This is a genomic window from Mesorhizobium sp. CU3 (genome assembly GCF_006442965.1).
GTDB lineage: Bacteria > Pseudomonadota > Alphaproteobacteria > Rhizobiales > Rhizobiaceae > Mesorhizobium.
The window spans coordinates 113,611-134,885 of record NZ_VFWX01000005.1; the positions used below are offsets into that span (position 1 = coordinate 113,611).

The window sequence follows — 21,275 nt, forward strand, 5'->3', positions numbered from 1 at the left end:
GCGCTGCCAAAAGCGGCGCGCTTGAATTCGACGCGCCGGCCGCGTTACGCCGATTTCAGCCGCTGCATCGCGCTAGAGCGTTTCACCGTTTCACGGAAACGGCGAACTGCTCTATCTCTTTGTTTTCAAGCAATTGCTGACGGAAAACCGCTCACACTTTTCCTGGAATTGCTCTAAGCCGCGCCAGCCCTTTCGGCAGGAACAGCATCGCCAAAATAATCGTCAGCCCCGAAATCACCGGGTGATAATCGGGCACCACGATCTTCGCCAGGTCGAACACCGCATACATCACCAAGGCGCCGATTATAGGGCCAAGCAGCGTACCGGTGCCGCCGACCACGGTCATCATCAGCGGCAGGAGCATCCAGTCGAGGTCGAAGACCGAGTCCGGCCCGACATGGAAGATGTAGAAGGTGTAGAGGCTGCCGGCGACGCCGGCGATGAAGGCGCTGCCGGCAAAGGCGGCGACCTTGACCTTCAAGACGTCGATGCCGTTGGCCGAGGCCGCCATCTCGTCGTCGCGCACAGCGATCAGCGCCAGGCCGTAGCGCGAACGCATCAGCGCGCGGATGGCCAGAGCGGTGGCGACCATCAGGCCGAGCGCAACCCAGTAATGCGGGCGCAGCGTGTCGAAGCTGCTTGCCGGCGCGACAAGGCCGAAGGCGCTGCCGGTGAAGTCGCCGCCATTGACGAACAGCACCTTGACGATCTCGCCGAAACCGAGCGTGCCCAGCGCAAAATAATCGCCGCGCAGTTTCGACAGAAGCGGCAGGCCGATGAGGGCGGCGGCGACAGCCGCGACCAGTCCGCCCAGCGCCATCGTCACCGGGTCGAAATAGTAGATGTTGGGATAAGTGTCGTAGAGCGAGCCCCAAAGATAGTTGCCGGTCCACAGGATCGCGGTCGTGTAGGCGCCCAGCCCGAAGAAGGCGTGGCTGCCGAGGCTGATCTGGCCGCCATAGCCGGCGACCAGGTTCCAACTCTGCGCCATGATGGCGTAGAGGAAGACGAAGAACAGGAAGGAAAAGTAATAGGCGTCGACCGCGCCCGGCGCGAAGGGCAGCAGCGCGAGCGCCGCGACGGCAACGATTGCGATCCAAGGCAAGGCTCGGTTCATCGGTCTCAAGCCTTCTTGTAGGGCCGGCTGAACAGGCCTTCCGGCTTGAACATCAGCACCAGGAGGAACACGCCGTAGGCGATGGCATTCGTCCAGCCGCCGGAGATGAAGAACTGGACATAGGCCTCGATCAGACCGAGCAGGATGCCGCCGGCGAGCGCGCCGGTGACGTTGCCGATACCGCCCAGCGCCAGCGCGACCAGCGCCTTCAGGCTGAAGATGAAGCCGGCGAAGGGGTTGAACGGAAAGGTGGTGGCGACCGCAACGCCGGCCGCACCGGCGAGCGAAATGCCGATGGCAAAGGCGATGGCGTTGACGCGGTGCGGGCTGATGCCCATCAAGGTGGCAGCGTCCATGTCTTCCGAAGCCGCGCGCACCGCCTTGCCGACAATCGTCTTGCGCAGAAACAACATCACAAGGCCGGTGCCGGCAAGCGCGATGAGGAAGCCCATCGAGCGGGTGAAGGATGTGCGCACGCCCAGGAGCTCGATGCCGCTTGCCGTGTAGCTCGTCACCACGCCAGCGGTGTTGCCGCCCCAGATCACCGTCATCAGGTTCTGCACCAGGAACATCAGGCCGACGGCGATCAGCAACGAGACATTGCGGTCTGCTTCAGCGGCGGCCTTGCGGAACAGGCCTTGATAGAGCAGCCAGCCGACACCTAGCCCGACCGGCACGACGATCAACAGCGACAGGAACGGGTCGATGCCGAGACCGTAGAACAGGGCGCGGACAAAATAGGCGGCCAGGATGATCATCGCCCCTTGCGCCAGGAAGATCAGCCGCATTGTGCCGAAGATCAGGCTCAGGCCCACGGCGGCGACGCCGTACATGGCGCCGCCGAGCGCGCCATTGAGCGAGAGCTGAAGCAGGATGTCGGGTGGCGGGAGATTGAACATTTCTACTCCAACACGCCCATATAGGCTTTCTGGATTTCGGGATCGGCGATGAGCTCGGCGCCGGTGCCCTGCATGACGAGCGAACCCGTCTGCAGCACGAAGGCATAGTCCGCCACTTTCAGCGCCTGATGGATGTTTTGCTCGACGAGCAGGATGGTAACGCCCTGGCCGTGCAAGGTCTGGATGAGCGCAAACATCTGCTGCACGACGAGCGGGCTCAGCCCCAGCGACGGCTCGTCGAGGATAAGCAGCGACGGCTCCGACATGGTGGCGCGCGCGATCGCCAGCATCTGCTGCTCGCCGCCGGAGAGCGAACCGGCTTTCTGGTGCGTGCGCTCCTTCAAGCGCGGGAACAGCGCATAGGCCTTGTCGAGCAATTCCTTCGTGCGCGGCCGCGCCTTGGGCTGGAAAGCGCCGAGCTCGAGGTTTTCCAGCACCGTCATCTGCCGGAACAGGCCGCGCCCTTCCGGGACATGGGCGATGCCCATGCGCGCGATCTCCTGCGGCGACTTGCCGACCAGCGACTGACCGGCGAGGCGCACGTCGCCGGCCTTCGGCTTGAGCAGGCCGGACACGGTCCGGAGCAGCGTCGTCTTGCCGGCGCCGTTGGCGCCGACCAGCGAGACGATCGTTCCGGCGTCGACATGCAGCGACACGCCCCACAGGGCGCCGACATCGCCATAGGCGACTTCCAGGTCCGTTACTTCAAGCAGCCGGTTCGCCAAGATAGGCCTCGATGACTTTGCGGTTCTGGGTGACCTCGCGCGGCGTGCCGTCGGCGATTTTTTCGCCATGGTCGAGCACGATCACGCGGCTGCAGACTTTCATGATGGCGTCGACCTTGTGCTCGACCCACAGCATCGAGATGCCGCGCTCGGCCCGCACAGCGCGGATGACGTCGACCATGCGCTGGATCTCAGTGGGGTTGAGGCCGGCCATCGGCTCGTCGAGCAGAAGCAGCGCCGGATCGGAGGCGATGGCGCGCGCGATCTCCAGCATGCGGCGGTCGGAAAGCGTCATATGCGAGGTCAGCATCTCGCGCCTGGCCGTCAGGCCGACCAGTTCGAGCGCCGCATTGGCGGCCTCCCTCGCATGCTTGACGCGCCCCCCTGCCCCGTACACGGCGCCGACCATAACGTTCTCGAACGCGGTCATCGTGAGAAAAGTGCGCACCAGTTGGAAGGTGCGGGCGATGCCGAGCCTCGATATGCGGTGCGGCGCGATGCCGGTGATGTCCTTGTGGCGGAACGTCACCCGGCCCTCCGTCGGCGCGTAGATGGCGGTGATGACGTTGAACAGCGTCGACTTGCCGGCGCCGTTGGGGCCAATCAGCCCGATCAGCTCGTTCGGGCCGACGGCAATGTCGATGTTGTTGAGGACGACAAGCCCGCCGAAGCGCTTCTTGACCGCCTCGAGGCGCAGCAAGGTCCCGTCAGCCTGCATCGTGTTTCCGTTTCCCCCTTGTGATACCACCGGGGCAGCCGCGCGATGACGACCGCCCCGCCTGCCGTTTCTGTTTGGTCAACGCTTGTCCCAAGCCGGCGCCGGCTTGTAGGTCCAGTTGCCGTCCGGATAGATCAGCTGATGCTTTCCCTGCCACCATTGCGTGGCGACGCTCGGGATCAGCGCGAATCCTGTCTGGTCGAACTTCAGGTCGCCGACCACGGTGTCCTTGAACTCCTGGCCGAAAATCGCGTCATGGATCGCCGAGGCATCGGTGCTGCCGGCCTTCTCGATCGCTTGCGCCAGAACCTGGGCGTTGGCGTAGAAGGCGCCGACGGTGACGGAGTCCTTCTTGAACTCGGCCTCGTAGCGGTCGCCAAGCTCCTTGGCGCCCTTGTAGGGGTAGCTCGCCGACCAGAAGCCATCGGTCATGATGTAGTCGGAGTCAGGCCCGAGCGCCTCGTGGAATTCGCCCGTCCAGGTGCCTTTCCAGCCATGGAAGTAGGGCACGCTGAAGCCGAGTTCCTTCATCTGGCGCAGCAGCGTGACGGTGTCGGCGGGAGAGCCGAAGACCAGCATGGCATCGACATTGGCGGCCTTGAGCTTGGTGATTAGCGCCGAATAGTCGGTGGCGCCGATCGCCCATGGATCGTCGACCGCGAAGCTGTAACCGTATTTCTTGGCCGCGGCCTCGAAGGCGCCGCCGAACCCCTTGCCGTCGGGCGAATCTTCAGAGACCAGCGCCGGGTGTTGCGGCTTCTCGTTGGCCGGCAGCTTGTCCCAGATCTCGAACGGCACTTCGGCGCCCGGCCCCGGATGGAAGAAGAACAGGGCGGAATATTTGAGCTTCAGCGGCTGCCACTCGAAGGGGAAAGCCGTCGTGATCATGTAGAACTTCTTGTACTTCTCTGCCACGATGGCGCCGGCAATGTTCATCGGTCCGGAGTGGGTCGACAGCAGCGCGTCGACCTTCTGCACCTTGATCAGGTTCTCCAACGCCGAGGCGACCTTGCCTTCGGAGGATTCGTCATCGGCAATGACAAGGCGAATGGGCAGCTTCTTGCCACCCACCGTCACCCCGCCGGCCTTGTTGATGTCGGCGACGGCCTGCTCATAGGCCCATTTCTGCTCCTTGCCATCGCCGGCCAGTGGCCCGGTCAGCGATATCGGCGCGCCGATGACGATCTCGTTGTCACCGGCATTGGCGGCGAACGTGCCGCCGACGCTGAGCGCGGTGGTCAGCAACAGGCCGGCCAGCATTCCCTTCAGACTGATTTCCATTTCATCCTCCCAGTTTTCATCGGGCGCTGGCGCGCACGGCCAGCGCATGCGCCTCAACTCATCGCGGCCGCGACAAGCTTGGTATCGGTGAACTGCTCGAAGCTGACGGCCTTGCCGTCCCGCATCGTCCAGACATGGGCGACCCGCGCCGACATCGCCTTGCCGGTCTTCCGGAAGGTTCCGGAATAGGTGCCGATGCCAACGATCGTGCTGTCGCCATCGACCAGATGTTCGAGCTTGAACGTATAGCCGTCCCAGTCCTCGCCGATGCGTTTGAACACGCCGGCGATGACGGCATCCGGGCCGACATAGGTGCCGGCATAGGGGAAGCCGGTCATCTCGGTCCAGGCGGTCGTCGCGGTGATCGGCGCCATCATCGCCGCCAGATCCTTGGCGTCGGAGCCGGCATAATGCGCCTTGATGACCTCGTAGTTCCTGCTCATGCTTGTCACCTGCGTGTTCAGACCGGGGCCTTGCCTGGGTCGTAGGCGGTTCTGGATTTCTTCTCGATGAAGGCGCCGGCCGGCTTGTTCTCGATCCTGCCCTGGCTGGTCACGCCTAGGAATTTGCCGGTCGAGCGCATCGTGTCCCAGTTGTAGAAGAACAGCGAAGCGACCGGGATGATGAATTCGCGGAAGCCGAAGACGTACTGGTTCTCGTCAAACTTCCAGGTGGAGGCGAGGTCGACGTCGCCATGGCCGCGCTGCACGCCGACGAGATTCTGCCAGGCGTAGCGCTCGGAGCTCAGATAGATGTGCTCGTAGACGTGGTTCGGGCTGTAGGTGTAGTGCGCGGTGAGACCGACCAGGTCGCGGGTTGGCGCCGGCTCGAAACCGATGGGAGCAACAGACGGATCGCCGAGCACGCCGGCCGCGTAAACCTGTGCCACGCGCGGTTCCCCCGGCGCCTCGCCCGGTTCGCGCACCCGCTCGCGCAACGACAGCACCCGGCGGGTCCCTGTGTTGACGATGAAGGCCTCGTCCTCTGCCGGCCTGACGGCGAAGGTCATGTTGATGAAGAAAACTTGTGGTGCGACTTCGATCGCCTCGTACCAGTCGGCGCCGGCATCCTCGCCTTCGCTCCAGGCCACCGTATCGGCGGCTGTGAAGGCGAGATCGATGACGCGCCCGGTGTTCAGCGTGATCTTGAAAGTCTGGCCGCGAAGCGCTTCGGTCGTCGGAAGCCGGTTGGTGGCGATGCCGGCGGCGAAATCGTCGAAGTGCTTCCAGTCGGCGGGCCTGTTCTGGTCGTTCATCGCCATCTCCAAAATCAATCGACAAAAGCTAATGTCGGCAGGTCGACCACGGTGGCGCCTCCGTCGACCGTCAGGATCGAGCCGTTCATCATCGCGGCCTCGTCCGAAGCGACGAAGCAGATGACGTTGGAGACCTCCTCCGGTGTCGCCGGCCGGCCGAGCGGCACGTCCTTGGTGACCAACCTGTAGGCTTCGTCGATCGAGCCCAGCCCATGCTTGTCGACAATCACCTGCATCTGCTCGTCGGCCATGGCGGTCGCCACCCAGCCGGGACAGATGATGTTGGTGCGCACGCCCTGGCGGCCATAGTCGCGGGCGAGCGATTTGCCGAAGCCGACGCAAGCATGCTTCATGGTCACGTAACCGGCAGCCGCCGGCCCGGCGAACAGGCCGGCGATCGAGGCGACGACGACGACGTTGCCCTTCTGCGCGATGAGATCGGGCAGGCATTCGCGGGCGCAGACGAAAGCGGTGTCGAGATTGGTGCGCGTCGCCAGCGCCCAGGTCTCGTCGCTCATGGTCACCGTCGGACCGACGCCGTGGCCGCCTGCATTGGCGACCAGGATGTCGACCGGACCGAACTTGCCATGCACTTCGGCAAGGGCAGCGCGCACGGAGCCGGCGTCAGCGGCGTCGCCTTGCACCGCCAGTCCGCCTATGTCCTTCATCACCGCTTCCAGCGGCTCGCGCCGCCGGCCCATCAGCACGACATTGGCTCCGTCGGCCGCCATGCGACGGGCGACCGCCGCGCCTATGCCGGTGCCACCGCCGGTGATCAATGCAGTCTTGCCGGAAAATCTCACTGTTGCCGTCCTCCGGGCCGAAGGCCCCGACATCGCCGATCGTTGCCAAGGAGTGTGCGACGGCGAACGCAATCCGTCTTGTCCGAGCGGGAACTTAGTTTTGACTGAGCGCGCACTTCGGCGCTTCCCGCCAAGAGTGCCGCGCGGCTCTCGCGAGCCGCGCAGCGTAGCTGCCGGCTATTTCTTCACCGCCTCGAGATCGATGACGATATCGACCTCCGGCCCCAGGCCAAATCCACCCGCGGCCTTCGCCATCGGGAAGTCGGCGGTGCTCACCTTGCCGGTGGCGCTGAAGGCTGCCTTGGTCAGCGTCGCGTCCCACGGCGCCGGCGCCTCATTGAGCAGCTTGACGTCGAGCGTGACCTCCTTGCTGACGCCGCTGATGGTCAGGTTGCCAGTGACCTTGCCAGTCTTGTCGTCGACCTTCTCGACCTTGGTGCTCTCAAAGCTGATCGCCGGGAACTCGGCGGCGTTGAAGAAGTCGGGTCCTTTGAGGTCGTTGTCGCGCTGATCGAAGGCGGTGTGGATGGAGCCGACATCGATCTCGGCCTTGACACTGCTCTTGGTGACGTCGGCCTTGTCCATGACGATCGAGCCCTTCACGGCGTCGAACTGGCCATGAGCGATGCCATAGATGCCATGCTTGATAGTGAAGGTGACCCAGGCGTGCTGGCCGTCGATCTCGTAGTTGTCGGCAAAAGCGGCCGATGTCAGCATCGAAGCGCCGGCAAAAGCGAGCGCGGCAATCAGTTTTCTCGTCCTCACATGTTTCTCCCTGTTGTGGTTCGTCAGTCGGATGCGGCTCAGGAAAAGCCGAGGGCAGCCCCATGCGGCGCCCAGACGATCGCCGCGAGGATGGCCAGTATCGCCGGGATGGCGATCAGGATGCCGGCGATCAGCGGCCGTAGCGACCGCGCGCCGGGAAGAAGGCCTTGCAGCGGACCGTGCGCCAGCGCGGCAACGATCATCGGCAACGGCGAAAGGATGAGAGCGGCCGGGTTCGCCTTGGGCGCAAGCAACGCCACCTGGATCAGCACCGTGGCGTTCGCGTAGAGCAACAGGAACTCGACGCCCTTGCTCCAGGGCGCCGCCGCGCTGCCGCGCAGCGTTGCGACGTACTGAACCAGGCACCAGCCGCCGGTCATCGCCGCAAGCGAGCCGAGCAACTGCCCGGTCACGATCGAGGCGCCGAGCACCGAGATTATGGCGCCCGAAAGCGCCGTCGCCAGCACCGCCGCCGGCGCCAGGAACGGTTCTTCCACCGTGGGCGGGACCGAGGCGGTACGCGACATCAGCATCGCCGCGCCGATGATGGCCAGCGCGCCGGCTACGATCGCGGCGATCATCTGCAGATCGAGCGCCCCGCCCGAAATGCGGCGCCAGCCGAGCCAGAACAGCGCTGCCGCGACAGCTACGCCCGCGAGGGCACCTGCCGTGCGGGCGCTTAGTATCCTGGCCGGCAGAAGACCGACGCCGATGCCGACAAAGGCGAGGTAGATCAGCTTCTGGCTGGCGGCGACCGGCGGCACGGCCGGCGGACCGAGCGTGTCCCAGTAGAAGAACAACAGCAGCGCCGACCATGCCAGCGTCAACACAGACGACGATGCCGGCAAGGCCGGGCGCGGGCGCGCGATGACCGCGAGCACGATGCCGAGCAGCAGCGGCAGTGCCGCCGTCGTGACCATCGGATTGCCGAAAAAAGCGCTCAATCGCTGCGACCCCTGATGACTTTTGCGCGCGCTCCGCGCGACTCGATTGGATCCCGATCTTGGCCAGCAGACCGCGAACCGTCTTGTCCGAACGGGAACTTTGTTTTGACTGAAAGCGCACTCGCCTCGACGGCGGCTTGAACAGCATCGGCGCGCTCCATAACCGTTTCGATCAGATTGTTCGTCAGCATCGAGGAGGATGGCGTGAACGAGAGAACCGTGCCGCCGATCAGCGCGGCGGCCGCCGCATTCCTGTCGCGTCCGCAGCGGCCCTTCATCAACGGTCGATTTGTCGAAGGTCTTGCTGGCGACGGGCTTCCGGTCGACGATTCCGCGTCGGGCGAGATCGTCGCCCATGTGCCGGAGAGCGGCCCCGAACTGGTCGACCAGGCGGTGCGCGCGGCGCGCGCCGCGCTCGAGGGGCCATGGGCCTCGATGCGACCTGTCGATCGTCAGAACCTGATGCTGAAGCTTGCCGATGCCGTCGAGGCAGACGCCGATCTCCTGGCCGAGATCGAGAGCATCGAGAACGGCAAGTCGCTGGGTGTCGCCCGCATGCTCAGCGCCGGCGGCACAGTCGACTGGCTGCGCTATTACGCCGGCTGGGCGACTAAGATCGAAGGTTCTACCCTTCAGGTTTCGATCCCCGTGCCGCCTGGCGCCAAGCATCACGCGATGACGGTGATGGAGCCGGTCGGCGTCGTCGGCGCCATCGTGCCATGGAATTTTCCGCTGCTGATAGGCATATGGAAGATCGCACCGGCGCTGGCCTGCGGCTGCACTATCGTCTTGAAGCCGCCGCAGGAGACGCCGCTCGGCCTGCTCAGGCTCGCCGAGCTGATCGAGGCCGTCGGCTTCCCGCCCGGCGTCGTCAACATCGTCACCGGCAGCGGCAGCATCACCGGCGAGGCGCTGATCCGCCATCCCGGTGTCGACAAGCTGACCTTCACCGGCTCGACGGAGGTGGGAAAGCGCGTCGGCCATGCCGCGGTCGATCGTGTCGCGCGGTTCACGCTGGAGCTCGGCTCCAAGTCGCCGATGATCCTGCTCGCCGACATGGAGGACGGCATCGAGCCGCTGCTTGCCGGGCTGGGCATGTTCTTCAACCAGGGCCAGGTCTGCACTTCCGCCGCGCGGTTGCTGATCGAGAAATCGATCTATGACCGCACGCTGGCGCGGCTAGCCGAGATCGCCGACGGCATGACGATGGGGGCGGGCCGCGATGCCGAGGCCCAGATCAATCCGCTGGTCTCCGCAAAACATCGCAACAGCGTGCAAGGTTTTGTCGAGCGCAGCTTGGCAGCGGGTGTCGAACGCGTCAGCGGGGCGCGCGCCGTGCCGACCAAGGGCCATTATGTGGCGCCGACTATCCTGCACCACGTCAAGCCGGAGATGGAGATCGTGCGCGAGGAGGTGTTCGGCCCGGTGGTGGCGGCGATGCCGGTCGCCGACCTCGACGAGGCGATCCGCATCGCCAACGACACGCGCTACGGCCTGTCCGCCTCGATCTGGACGCGCGACATGGGCAGGGCGATGACGGCCATCCACGGCCTCAAGGCTGGTACGGTCTGGGTGAACTCGCACAACACGCTCGACCCGGCAGCGCCCTTCGGCGGCTTCAAGCAATCGGGCATCGGCCGCGAGCACGGCCGCGCGGCCATCGAGAGCTATCTCGAGACCAAGACCGCCATCATGCGCTACGCCTGACCAGATGACAGAGACTTACGATTACATCGTCGCCGGAGCCGGCTCGGCGGGCTGCACGGTCGCAAGCCGGCTGGTCGCCGCGGGGAAACGCGTGCTGGTCGTCGAGGCCGGACCGGCCGACAACACGCGTTTCATCGATATGCCGGCCACCTTCGCCAAGGTGATCGGGACGGCGCGCAGCTGGATCTACCAGTCGGAGCCGGAGCCGAGCGTCGGCGGCCGCTCGCTGCCGATCCCGCAAGGGCGCACGCTGGGCGGCGGCTCCTCGATCAACGCCATGCTCTATGTCCGGGGCCAGGCGGAAGACTATGACAGCTGGCGCGATCTCGGCTGTCCCGGTTGGGGCTGGGACGAGGTGCTGCCGATCTACAAGCGGCTCGAGCGCAACGAGCGCCTCGCCGGCGAACGGCACGGCACCGACGGTCCGCTGCCGGTCTCGGATCCGCGCTACCGGCATCCGCTGTCGCTCGCTTATGTGCGCGCCGCGCAGCAGGCGGGCTACCGCTTCAACGACGACTTCAACGGCGAGCGCCAGGAAGGCGTCGGCTTCTACCAGACGACGACAGGCAACGGCGAAAGGCAGTCGGCGGCGAAAGTGTTCCTGCGGCCGCTCATCGGCAATGCCAACCTAACCGTGGTAACCGATGCGCTGGTGACGGGCGTGACGCTGGAGAACGGCGCGGCGACCGGCCTGTCCTATTCGACGCCGGATGGGCAAACCCACACGGCTTCGGCGAAGGCCGAAGTGATCCTAGCCGCCGGCGCGCTGGCGACGCCGAAGCTGATGATGCTGTCCGGCCTCGGGCCGGCCGCGCATCTCGCCGAAATGGGTATTCCCGTCATCCGCGACATGCAGGCGGTCGGTCAGGACCTGCAGGATCATGTCGCGGCCCCGCTCTACGCGCTGACCCGCAAGCCGATCTCGCTGCTCGGCGAGGATCGCGGCTTGAAGGCGCTGCGGCACGGCATCGAGTATCTTTTGTTCCATCGCGGCCTGCTTGCCTCCAACGTGGTCGAGAGCGGCGGCTTCTTCGACACCGACGGCGACGGCCGGCCCGACATCCAGTTCCACGTGCTGCCAGTGATGATCGAGAATGCCGAGCACGGTTCGGTCGAGCGTCACGGCATGGAGCTGAACCCCTGCGTGCTTAGGCCGAAGTCGCGCGGCTCGGTTAAGCTGCGCTCGCGAAATGCAAGCGACCCGATCCGCTTCACCACCGGCTTCCTGTCTCATGCCGACGACCTTGCCCTGCTGCTCGCCGGCATGAAGGTGGCGCGCGCCATAGTCCGTCAGCCGGCGCTGCGCGAGGTGGTCGCCGAAGAGCTTGCGCCCGGCAAGGCCGACGACCTAGGCGACGACGCGATCGTCGCTCACATCATCCGTCACGCCAAGACCGTCTACCACCCTTGCGGCACCTGCCGGATGGGAACGGACGAGGCTGCGGTTGTCGATCCGCAGCTTCGCGTGCGCGGCGTGCCACGCCTGCGCATCGCCGACGCCTCGATCATGCCGCGGCTCACCAGCGGCAACACCAACGCGCCGGCGATCATGATCGGCGACCGCTGCGCGGATTTCATCCTGGGGACCCGTTGAGGTCAGCCGAGATTGATCCAAGCCGTCTTGAGGTCGGTGTATTTCTCGATCGCGTGTAGCGACTTGTCGCGGCCGAAGCCGGACTGCTTGAAGCCGCCGAGCGGCACGGTGATGTCGGCGCCGCCATAGGTGTTGACATGGACGACCCCGGCATTGATAGCGCGGACCATGCGGTGCGCGGTCGACAGGTTCGAGGTCCACACCGCTGACGCGAGCCCATAGACAGTGGCGTTGGCAAGACGCACAGCTTCCTCCTCGGTCTCGAAGCGCATGACGCCGAGCACCGGCCCGAACACTTCCTCGCGGGCCAGTTGCATGGTCTCGGTCACGTTGTCGAAAATGGTCGGCGCCATATAGCTGCCGCCGGTATCGGTGAGGATGCGTTCGCCGCCGGTGACGAGACGGGCGCCCTCCTCCGAGGCCTTGGCGACGAAGCCGAGATTCTTGGTCAATTGTTCGGCGCTCGACACCGCGCCGACATCGGAGCCGAGATCGAGCGGGTCGCCGACCTTGAGCTTCGTCGTCGCCTTGAGCAACTCGTCCATGAAGCGGTCGTAGACCGGGGCCTGGACCAGCAGCCGCGAGCCGGCGACGCAAACCTGGCCGGAATTGCGGAAGATGCCGTTGGCCGAGACGACCGCAGCCTGCTTCAAATCCGGCGCGTCGGCAAAGACGATGTTGGGCGACTTGCCGCCAAGCTCGAGGAAGACGCGCTTCAAATTGGAACGCGCCGAATATTCGAGCAGGCGGCGGCCGACCGGGCCGGAGCCGGTGAAGGCGATTGCGTCGACATCCAGATGCAGGCCGAGCGCCTCGCCGGCGACCGAGCCACGGCCGGTGACGACGTTGAAGACGCCCTCCGGCAGGCCAGCCTCGGCGGCCAGCTCGGCCAGCCGCAGCAGAGTCAGCGAAGCGATCTCCGGCGGCTTGACGACGATGGCGTTGCCCGCAGCCAGCGCCGGCGCGATCTTCCAGGCGCCGATCATCAGCGGGAAATTCCAAGGCACGATGATACCGACGACGCCGAGCGGCTCCTTGTGTATGAGACCCAGCACGTTGTCGGCCGTCGGCGCGATCTCGCCATAGACCTTGTCGATCGCCTCGGCATAGTAGCGGATGGTGCCGGCGGCCGAGAGCGGTTCGGCCTTGTAGGCCATGCCGATCTCGGTGCCGTTGTCGCGCACGCCGAGCACAGCCAACTCCGCAGCGTGCTTCTCGACCAGGTCGGCGAATTTCGACAGCACCTTCTTGCGGAAGGCAGGGGCGGCCCGCGACCACGAGCCTTTGGCGAACGCCTTGCGCGCCGAGGCCACCGCGAGGTCGACATCGGCGGCGCCGCCATCCGCAATGCTGGCGAAGGGGCGGCCGTCGATCGGCGAGATGACCGGCAGGCTGGCGCCGCTCTCTGCATCGGCATGGACGCCGTCGATGAACAGGCGCCGCGCGCCGACCTCCGCCTTGCGCAGCGTGTCGATGGCATCCTGGGTGATCATTGGGCACTGGCTCCGAAACTGACATGCAATGTGGTTGGCGCGCGGAATTCCCAGCCGCGGAATACCGGTTCCTTGCCCGGCACCAGCTTGAGGTCCGGGAAGCGCTCGAGCAGCAATTTTAGCGCCAAGCATATCTGCTCGCGCGCAAAAAAGCGGCCCGAGCAGAAATGATGGCCGAAGCCGAAGGCGGCGTGGTTGCCTTCGTCGCGGTTGATGTCGAAGCGGTCGGGATCGGCAAAACGGTTTTCGTCGCGGCTGGCCGACGACACCAGCGCCGCGATCGGCGCGCCGGCCGGAATCGTCAGGCCGCCCAGTTCCACCGCACGCGTCGTCTCACGTGTCTGCGTGCCGATCGGCGCCACCCAGCGCAGACCCTCGTCGACCGCCTTCGGCACGAAACTATCCAAATCGCCGAGCACCTGCTGCAACTGTTCGGGATGGGTGAGCAGCCCGACGAGGATGGAGCCGGCGCCATGGCCAGGTTCCTGCATGCCGCCGAGCAGGATGACCTTGATGGTCGGCATCAGGAAGTCGATGGACCGCGTTTTGCCTTCCGGCATGCCATCATGCAGCATATGCGACAAAGCCGAGTCGTCAGGCTCCCGGGCCAGCTTCTCCAACGTCGGCATCACGGCATCGCTGACCTCGGCGCCGATGGCGTCGGCGATCTCTTGCCGCTTGGGGTCCTTCTCGAAGTTGATGGCGCCCTGGGCGAGCCCGTAGAACCAGCGGCGCAAGGTCGGCATGTCGACGTCGGTGAGGCCGAGCGAGCGCGCCAGGCTAAGCGTCGACACCGGCTCGAAATAGTCGGCCATCAGTTCGGCCGAGCCGCGCCTGGCAATCTCGTCGAGATAGGGCTCGGCGATCGACCGCACGAGGTCGCCGGCATAGGAGGCGACGATGCGCGGCCGGTATTTCGGATCGACACCCAACCGGAGATCCTTGTGGACCTCGCCGTCCGTGGTGAGGATGGTCGGCTTGCCGAAAGACCGCTCGACGGGCGAGGCGCCGTCGGCAACGGCCGCGGAGAAAATCTCCGGCGACTTCGCGACGAACTCCACGTCCTTCCAGCGGGTGACGAACCAGAGGTTGACCGCCGGCACGAAGGCGACCGGGGCGTTGCGCCTCAGTTGCGCATAGATCGGGTAAGGATCGGCCTCCAGCGCCTCGACGGTAATTGTTTCGGCAAAGCTCATCGACTGCTCCGACAGAGAGGCGGCGCCAGGGCGCCGCCTCCTTTGTTGCTCAGTTTGGCAACTCTTGGCCGAGTCTGGCGAAGGCAGCCGCGTCGCGGCCCTTGAGCGAGACGGCGAGTATATAGCCGAGCACTGCGGCGATCAGCACCAGCGAAGGCAACAGCCAGCCGAGCACGCCGGAAGCGCCGGACAGATTGCCGAAGTTGATGACGATCTCGAAGATGATGAAGACCAGTGCCAGCCCTGCGATCACCGGGAAGATCTTCGACTTGATCGCGTTGGGTTCAAGGGTCGGATTGGCGGCGAAGAAGGCCACGACCGAGAACGAGGTCAGTGCCATCAGCACGATGATGCCGAGCGTGCCGACATTGGTCAGCCAGGAGAACAGGGCGAGCACCGGATCCTGGCCCGTGATTGCAAACAGCGCCACCACGACAGTGGCGATCGCCGTCTGGATGAGCGAGCCGACATGCGGGCTCTGGAAGACCGGGTGCGTGACACCGATGGCCTGCGGCAGCAGTTTCTCACGACCGGCCACGTAGAAGTAACGCGCGGTGCCATTGTGGAATGCAAGCACGCCGGCAAACAGGCTGGAGACGAACAGGATGCTCATCAGATGGGTCAGCATCGGGCCGACATAGCGGTCGGAAAGGCCGAACAGGAAGGTGGTCGGATCGGAAAGGTTCTTCAGCGCAGGCACCAGCTTGTCGACGCCTTCGCCATTCGTCATCAGCCAGCTGGTCAACATGTAGAAGACGCCGATGATGAGAACTGAGATGTAAGTGGCGCGGGGCACGGTGCGCTGCGGTTCGCGCGCCTCCTCCGAGTAGATGGTGGTGGCTTCGAAGCCGATGAAGGCGGCAAAGCAGAAGAGCAGGCCAATGGCAGGCGAGCCGCTGAGTATCTGCGAAGGGGTGAAAGGCGCCAGGCTCAGGCCGGAATCGCCGCCCTTGAGCAGGATCGCGACGTCGATCACCAGCACGACGAGGTATTCGAGCAGCACCAGAACCGTCAGGACCTTGGCCGACAGGTCGACACGGCGGTAGCCGAACACGCCCACAAGCGCGATGCCGAGGAAGCACCATACCCACCAAGGCAAGGTGATGCCCCAGCTGGCAAAAAGCCCGGAGGTGGCGGCGCCGAACATTCCGAAAACACCGATCTGCATGGCGTTATAGCTGAGGATGGCGATCAGCGCGGCGGCACCGCCGAGCGAACCGCCGAGGCCGCGCGCCGTATAGGCATAGAACGCGCCGGCATTGGCGACATGGCGGGCCATCGCCACATAGCCGACCGCGAAGACCAGCAGAAGCAGCGTCACGATCAGAAAGGTGCCGGGAATACCGGCGCCGTTGCCCATAAGCATCGATAGCGGCACACCGCCGGCGACCGCCGTAAGTGGCGCTGCAGCCGAAACCACCAGGAACGTGACGGCGCCAACACCGAGACTGTTTTTACGCAGCCGGTTCACTTCGCCGTTTTCTACTGAAGTCATCTTTCCCTCCATTCCGCTCCGCGGAAATCAAGTGTCCCAGAGATGCCGAGGGCCTTCTGACGGGACCAATGTGCATTTCATTATTTGCAACGGCATTTCGATATTAGACTTGCAAAGGAATCGACTTGCTGTCAAGTTAATTCGCACGTTAAGTATCTGACGGAGGATCGGAGACGGCGATGAGCACGGTGGCCAAAGCCATTTCGCTGCTGGAAATGCTGGGCAGCGGCGCGCCCGAGACGGCGCTTGCCGATCTCGCCAAGGGCGCCGGCTTCGACAAGGCGACGACGCGCCGGCTGCTGGTTTCGCTGATCGCACAAGGGCTGGTCGAGCAGGACGAAACGACGCGACGCTACCGCCTCGGCGCCGGCCTGACCCGGCTGGCGCTGATGCGTGAGGCGCAGTTCCCGTTTCTGCGCATGGCCGTGCCGGTGGTGGAAGCGTTGGCCGAAGAAACCGGCGAGACAGTGCATCTCTCGGAATATTCCAAACGCGGCCTGCTCTCCATCCATGTCGTCGAATCAGCCAAGGCCAACCGCGTCAGCGTCTCCCCCGGCCAAGTGCTGCCCATGCATGCGACGGCGTCGGGTATCGCCTTCCTCGCCTTTGCCGAGGAGCGCGTGCGCGCGGATATCCTCGCGGGGCCGATGCCAGCCTTCACGCCCTTTACCATCGGCGATGCAACGGCATTGGCCGAGCATATCGCCGCCGCCCGCGCGCGCGGCCATTCCATCGGCGCGCAGGGCTTCGAGGAAGGTGTGATGAGCGTGGCAGCCCCCATCCTCGGCGCCGACGGCCACGCCATCGGCGCCATCGCGATCGCGGCGCCGCGGGTGCGCACCCAGAAAAGCGACATCGAACGCCTTGGCGGCGATGTCATCGCGGCGGCGCGCAACATCGGCGAACGGCTGTTTGGCCGGCATGACCCAGCCCGCCAGAAACGGGCATAAATCAACTAACGAGTTCATGGAGACTGACGTGGAGGAGAAACGCCGAATCCTGGTTATCGGCACCGGTGACACCAAGGCCGACGAGCTTCTGTTCATGCGCGAGCGCATCGAGGCCGTCGGCGGAGTTGCCGTGATGATGGATGTCAGCGTGCTCGGCGATCCGCCCTATAGGCCGGAGTACGACCGGCATGCCGTGGCCAAAGCTGCCGACACGACGATCGAGGCCATCATCGCCAGCGGCGACGAGAATACGGCGATGACCCTGATGGCGCTCGGCGCCTCGCGGCTCGCGCGTTCGCTGTACGACAAGGGGGAGATCGAAGGCTTCATCGCGCTTGGCGGCTCAATGGGCACCGACCTTGCGCTGGACGTCGCGCTGGCGCTGCCGCTCGGCGTGCCGAAATTCGTCGTCTCGACCATCGCCTATTCGCACCTGGTGCCGCCCGAGCGCATCGCCACCGACCTGATGATGATCCTGTGGGCCGGCGGCCTCTACGGCTTGAACAGCGCCTGTAAGGCAGTGCTGTCGCAGGCGAGCGGGGCCGTGGTGGGCGCCGCGCGCGCCGTCGTCAAGCCGGACAAGGCAAGACCGAGAATCGGCATGAGCTCACTCGGCAAAAGCTGCCTTCAGTATATGGTGACGCTGAAGCCGGAGCTGGAAAAGCGCGGCTATGAGGTGATCGTCTTCCACACAACCGGCATGGGCGGGCGGGCGCTGGAAGCGATCGCGGCACAGAAGGGCTTCGTCGCGGTCATGGATTTCAGCCTGCAGGAACTCGCCAACCAGCTCACCGGGTCGGTGGTGAATTCGGGCGCCGACCGGCTGGAGAACGCCGGCCGGCAAGGCATCCCGCAGATCGTCGCGCCCGGCGCCGTCGACATGGTGGATTTCCCGACCTGGCAGCCGGTGCCGTCCCGTTTCTTCGAACGGCCCTACCACGCGCATAACCGCCTGCTTGCCTCGGTGACTTCTGACGGCTCGACGCGCAAGGAGATCGCGCGAACCATCGGCGAGAAGCTCGCGGCGGCGACCGGGCCGACCGCCTTCATCCTGCCTGCCGGAGGTATCCAGCAATGGGATCAGGAAGGCGAGCCGCTCCATGAGCCGGAGGCGCTGTCGGCCTTCGTGGAAGAGATGCGCGCAAGCGTGCCGAAGAACGCCGAGTTGCACGAGATCGCCGGCCACATCAACGACGCCGCCTTCGCCGCCAAGGCGCTGGAAATCTTCGACCGTTGGGTGGCCGAAGGCATCGTTCCGCCGGGCAGGCACGCGGCATGAGCGCCGTGAAGCCCCAGGCGCTGGTGCTCGACTTCGGCGGCGTCGTCACGCGCACGCTGTTTGAGACGCATGCACTGACCGAGCAGGCGCTGGGATTGAAGCCAGGCACGCTCGACTGGCGCGGTCCGTTTGATCCGGCCTCCGATCCGTTGTGGCGTTCGATGCAGGCCGACGAGATCAGCGAGCGCGACTATTGGAAGACGCGCACCCGCGAGGTCGGAAGGCTGGTCGGCGAGAACTGGGACGACATGTCGACCTTCGTGCAGCGGGCGCGCGGAGCCGACCCGCAAGCGGTGATCCGGCCCGAGGCCGAGCGCGCAATCCGCATCGCGCATGAGGCGGGCGTCCGGCTCGCCATCCTCTCCAACGAGCTCGACCTGTTCTACGGCGAGTCGTTTCGCGGGCGGCTGCCGCTGCTCAAACTGTTCGAGACGATCATCGACGCGACCTATACCAAAATCCTCAAGCCCGACCGCCAGGCCTATGCGATGGTAGGCGAGGCACTGAAGCTGCCGCTCGAGGCCTGCGTCTTCGTCGACGACCAGCAACGCAACGTCGACGGCGCGCTTGCCGCCGGCATGCTCACGGTTCATTTCGACGTCGCCCAGCCGACGAAAAGCTATGCCGAGGCGCTTGGTCATTTCGGCCTGACGCTCTCACAATTGGATAACCCGGAGTTCCCCGATGCGTGACATCAACTTCCTCACCGAAAACAACGCCAAGCCGATCTGGCACCCGATGGCGCATCCGGCCGAGATGCGGGCGACCCCGCCGAAGATCATCATGAAGGGCGCCGGCGCATCGGTCACCGATGCCGAAGGACGCACGGTTCTGGACGCCGTCGGCGGCCTGTGGAACGTCAATCTCGGCTACAGCTGCGATCCGATCAAAAAGGCGATGGCGGCCCAACTCGACGCCCTGCCCTATTATTCAGGCTTTCGCGGCACCTCGACCGGGCCGTCGATCGAGCTTGCCTATGAATTGACCGAATGGTTCGCGCCGGAAGGCATGGTGCGCGCCTTCTTCACCTCGGGCGGATCGGATTCGGTCGAGACGGCGCTCAGGCTCGCGCGGCAGTACTGGAAGATCCGCGGCCAGGGCGACCGGACGAAATTCCTAGCGCTGAAGAAGGGCTATCACGGCACGCATTTCGGTGGCGCCTCGGTCAACGGCAACGCCAATTTCCGCCGCAACTACGAGCCGCTTTTGCCCGGCGTCTTTCACACGCCGGCGCCTATGACCTATCGCAACCCGTTCGACGAAACCGATCCGGCGAAGCTGGCAAAACTCTGCGCGCGGGCGATCGAGGAAGAGATCGCCTTCCAGGGCGCCGACACCATCGCCGCCTTCATCATGGAGCCGGTGCTCGGGGCCGGCGGCGTCATCGTTCCGCATGAAAGCTTCATGCCGACGGTGCGGGCGATCTGCGACCGCCACGACATATTGTTGATCGCCGACGAGGTGGTGACCGGCTTTGGCCGCACCGGCGCCTGGGCAGGCTCGCGTCTCACCGGCGTCAAGCCGGATTTCATGGCCTTGGCCAAGGCAATCACCTCGGGCTATTTCCCGCTCGGCGCCACCATGATCGGCGCCAAGGTCGCCGACGTCTTCGAAGCGGACAAGACGAGCTTCGGAGCGATCGGCCACGGCTACACATATTCCGGCCATCCGGTCGGCTGCGCGGCCGGTATTGCCGCGCTCGCCGAGACCAAACGGCTTGCCGTCAACGAGAATGCCGCGGCGCGCGGCATCGAGCTCGGCAAGGCGCTGGAGGCGCTGAAGGCCAAGCACCAGCTGGTCGGCGACGTCCGCTACCAGGGCCTGATGGCGGCGCTCGAGCTGGTCTCGGATCGCGGCGCCAAGAAGCCGGTCGACAAGAAGACGATGGCGACAGTCGCGGATGCCGCGTACGGCGCCGGCGTCATGCTGCGCGTCTCCGGCAACAACATCATCCTGTCGCCGCCGCTGATCATCACGGCGTCGGATGTGGCGAAGATTGCCGAGGGGCTGGATGTGGGGTTGAGCGCGGCTGCCGCGTGAGTAGTCAGTAGTGAGTAGTGATGACTTCGGGGTCGGGGATCATCGATCCCGCTTTTGTTCACCACTCACCACTCGCTACTTACTACTCACTCTTTCACGCCGCCAAGCCGCCGGCGCCACTCCAACGGCCTGTCGAAAAAACCGCGAGAAATAGGCCGGGTCGTTGAAACCGGTCTCGTAGGCGATGTCCTCGACGGTGCGGATGGTGAAGAGCAGCAGACGCTTGGCCTCAACCAGGCGTCTTTCGCCGATGGCCTGCCGCACGCCCGAGCCCAGCACCTGATGCGCCGCCTTGTCGAGCAGGTGGCGCGTCGTGGCGAGTTCCTCGACATAGCGCTCGACCGGCCAGTCGTCGCGGAAATGCCGGTCGATCAGCCGTCTGAGCCGCCCGCCCAACGCCACCGCCGCCGGCACAGTCACCGCGTGCGATTGCGCATCGAGCCGGGCGATGTGCGAGAGCGCGACGGCGATCAGCGGGGGCAGGATCTTTTCCGCGCCGGCCTGCGCTTCAGCATACTCGTCCCGGATCATTTTGATCGTGTCGGTGAGCCGTTCCCACAGTGACGCTTCGCCTCGCCCAGTGATCAAGACCGGCTGGTCCAACGGGAGCGCCGAGTGCTCCGCGATCGCCGCCAGCGCCGCATCCGCGACCGAAACCACGATCGCGTCCGTGCCCGGCTCGATGTCGAAGCCATGCACCACGCCGCTCGGCATGAAGCTAACCGTCGGTGCCGAAAAACTCCAGGTCTTGTCTTCGATCCGATAGACGCCCTGCCCGCTCGTCCAGAAGGTGATCTGCGCCATCTGCGGATGCTTGTGCGCCAGAACCCGGCCGCGATGCACCGATGCGCGGGCCTGCACGGTCTCGACATGCAGGAAACCGACGTCCAACGCCCGTGCAGGCTCGCCGTAGACGAAGAATTCCGGAATGGCGGTCTGGCTCATGAGGCGCCCGAAAAAGTCCAAGCGGTTTTGCGCTTTCGTCCATAAACGATTGTGCAGTCCGCGACTACT

20 protein-coding genes are annotated in these 21,275 nt (G+C 65.0%); 6 read left to right on the forward strand and 14 right to left on the reverse strand.

Translation table 11 applies throughout. From position 1 onward, the window contains the following. Positions 1-151 precede the first annotated feature (151 nt). From FJ988_RS09805 to FJ988_RS09850, 10 genes are all read right to left on the reverse strand, one after another. Positions 152-1,105, reverse strand: coding sequence for a branched-chain amino acid ABC transporter permease (locus FJ988_RS09805; protein ID WP_181183483.1), 954 nt, complete (start codon positions 1,103-1,105; stop codon positions 152-154). A gap of 17 nt (positions 1,106-1,122) precedes the next feature. Next, a complete protein-coding gene (locus FJ988_RS09810; RefSeq protein WP_140816927.1) occupies positions 1,123-2,016 on the reverse strand; it encodes a branched-chain amino acid ABC transporter permease in 894 nt (297 codons plus the stop codon). A gap of 2 nt (positions 2,017-2,018) precedes the next feature. Further along, a complete protein-coding gene (locus FJ988_RS09815) occupies positions 2,019-2,729 on the reverse strand; it encodes an ABC transporter ATP-binding protein (protein WP_140817224.1) in 711 nt (236 codons plus the stop codon). Beyond that, on the reverse strand, positions 2,722-3,459 hold the full coding sequence (locus FJ988_RS09820; protein WP_140816928.1) for an ABC transporter ATP-binding protein: 738 nt from the start codon (positions 3,457-3,459) through the stop codon (positions 2,722-2,724). Before FJ988_RS09820 ends, FJ988_RS09815 begins: the two co-directional genes overlap by 8 nt. Before the next feature lie 78 nt (positions 3,460-3,537). Further along, a complete protein-coding gene (locus FJ988_RS09825) occupies positions 3,538-4,740 on the reverse strand; it encodes an amino acid ABC transporter substrate-binding protein (protein WP_181183484.1) in 1,203 nt (400 codons plus the stop codon). A 53-nt stretch (positions 4,741-4,793) separates the two neighbouring features. Next, on the reverse strand, positions 4,794-5,183 hold the full coding sequence (locus FJ988_RS09830; RefSeq protein ID WP_140816930.1) for a nuclear transport factor 2 family protein: 390 nt from the start codon (positions 5,181-5,183) through the stop codon (positions 4,794-4,796). Positions 5,184-5,200: 17 nt separating this feature from the next. After that, positions 5,201-5,995: a MoaF C-terminal domain-containing protein gene (locus FJ988_RS09835; RefSeq protein ID WP_140816931.1), complete on the reverse strand. Its 795-nt coding sequence runs from the start codon at positions 5,993-5,995 to the stop codon at positions 5,201-5,203. Positions 5,996-6,009: 14 nt separating this feature from the next. Then, positions 6,010-6,798 (reverse strand): SDR family NAD(P)-dependent oxidoreductase, encoded by a 789-nt coding sequence (locus tag FJ988_RS09840; RefSeq protein WP_140816933.1) that lies wholly within the window; start codon positions 6,796-6,798, stop codon positions 6,010-6,012. Positions 6,799-6,975: 177 nt separating this feature from the next. Further along, on the reverse strand, positions 6,976-7,563 hold the full coding sequence (locus tag FJ988_RS09845) for a YceI family protein (RefSeq protein ID WP_246688493.1): 588 nt from the start codon (positions 7,561-7,563) through the stop codon (positions 6,976-6,978). Positions 7,564-7,601: 38 nt separating this feature from the next. Continuing rightward, the gene (locus FJ988_RS09850) at positions 7,602-8,507 is read right to left on the reverse strand and encodes a hypothetical protein (protein WP_140816936.1); all 906 of its coding nucleotides are present in this window, start codon (positions 8,505-8,507) and stop codon (positions 7,602-7,604) included. Positions 8,508-8,711: 204 nt separating this feature from the next. On the opposite strand from FJ988_RS09850, the gene FJ988_RS09855 reads away from it, so the two are divergent. Next, the gene (locus tag FJ988_RS09855) at positions 8,712-10,214 is read left to right on the forward strand and encodes an aldehyde dehydrogenase (protein WP_210242755.1); all 1,503 of its coding nucleotides are present in this window, start codon (positions 8,712-8,714) and stop codon (positions 10,212-10,214) included. A 4-nt stretch (positions 10,215-10,218) separates the two neighbouring features. Beyond that, entirely contained in the window at positions 10,219-11,808 is a 1,590-nt protein-coding gene (locus FJ988_RS09860; protein ID WP_140816938.1) for a GMC family oxidoreductase, read from the forward strand. 2 nt (positions 11,809-11,810) lie between these two features. Here the strand turns inward: FJ988_RS09860 and FJ988_RS09865 are convergent, their stop codons facing one another. Genes FJ988_RS09865 through FJ988_RS09875 form a run of 3 tightly spaced genes read right to left on the reverse strand, consistent with a single transcriptional unit; the run spans position 11,811 to position 15,992 of the window. Next, positions 11,811-13,301 carry an aldehyde dehydrogenase gene (locus FJ988_RS09865; protein WP_140816940.1) on the reverse strand — a complete coding sequence of 497 codons (1,491 nt, stop codon included), beginning with the start codon at positions 13,299-13,301 and terminating at the stop codon, positions 11,811-11,813. Next, a complete protein-coding gene (locus tag FJ988_RS09870) occupies positions 13,298-14,497 on the reverse strand; it encodes a cytochrome P450 (RefSeq protein ID WP_140816942.1) in 1,200 nt (399 codons plus the stop codon). Before FJ988_RS09870 ends, FJ988_RS09865 begins: the two co-directional genes overlap by 4 nt. 49 nt (positions 14,498-14,546) lie before the next feature. Continuing rightward, entirely contained in the window at positions 14,547-15,992 is a 1,446-nt protein-coding gene (locus FJ988_RS09875; RefSeq protein WP_140816944.1) for an APC family permease, read from the reverse strand. 179 nt (positions 15,993-16,171) lie between these two features. Here FJ988_RS09875 and FJ988_RS09880 point away from each other — a divergent pair, with 179 nt between their 5' ends. The 4 genes from FJ988_RS09880 to FJ988_RS09895 are packed head-to-tail and all read left to right on the forward strand — an operon-like array spanning position 16,172 to position 20,261. Continuing rightward, on the forward strand, positions 16,172-16,942 hold the full coding sequence (locus tag FJ988_RS09880; RefSeq protein ID WP_140816946.1) for an IclR family transcriptional regulator: 771 nt from the start codon (positions 16,172-16,174) through the stop codon (positions 16,940-16,942). Between the two features lie 16 nt (positions 16,943-16,958). Continuing rightward, positions 16,959-18,221, forward strand: coding sequence for a Tm-1-like ATP-binding domain-containing protein (locus FJ988_RS09885; protein WP_140816948.1), 1,263 nt, complete (start codon positions 16,959-16,961; stop codon positions 18,219-18,221). Then, positions 18,218-18,913 carry an HAD family hydrolase gene (locus FJ988_RS09890; protein WP_140816950.1) on the forward strand — a complete coding sequence of 232 codons (696 nt, stop codon included), beginning with the start codon at positions 18,218-18,220 and terminating at the stop codon, positions 18,911-18,913. Before FJ988_RS09885 ends, FJ988_RS09890 begins: the two co-directional genes overlap by 4 nt. Beyond that, positions 18,906-20,261, forward strand: coding sequence for an aminotransferase class III-fold pyridoxal phosphate-dependent enzyme (locus FJ988_RS09895; protein ID WP_140816952.1), 1,356 nt, complete (start codon positions 18,906-18,908; stop codon positions 20,259-20,261). The genes FJ988_RS09890 and FJ988_RS09895 overlap by 8 nt, the downstream gene beginning before the upstream one ends. A gap of 75 nt (positions 20,262-20,336) precedes the next feature. On the opposite strand, the gene FJ988_RS09900 is transcribed toward FJ988_RS09895, so the two are convergent. Next, entirely contained in the window at positions 20,337-21,206 is an 870-nt protein-coding gene (locus FJ988_RS09900; RefSeq protein ID WP_140816954.1) for a helix-turn-helix domain-containing protein, read from the reverse strand. Positions 21,207-21,275 lie beyond the last annotated feature (69 nt).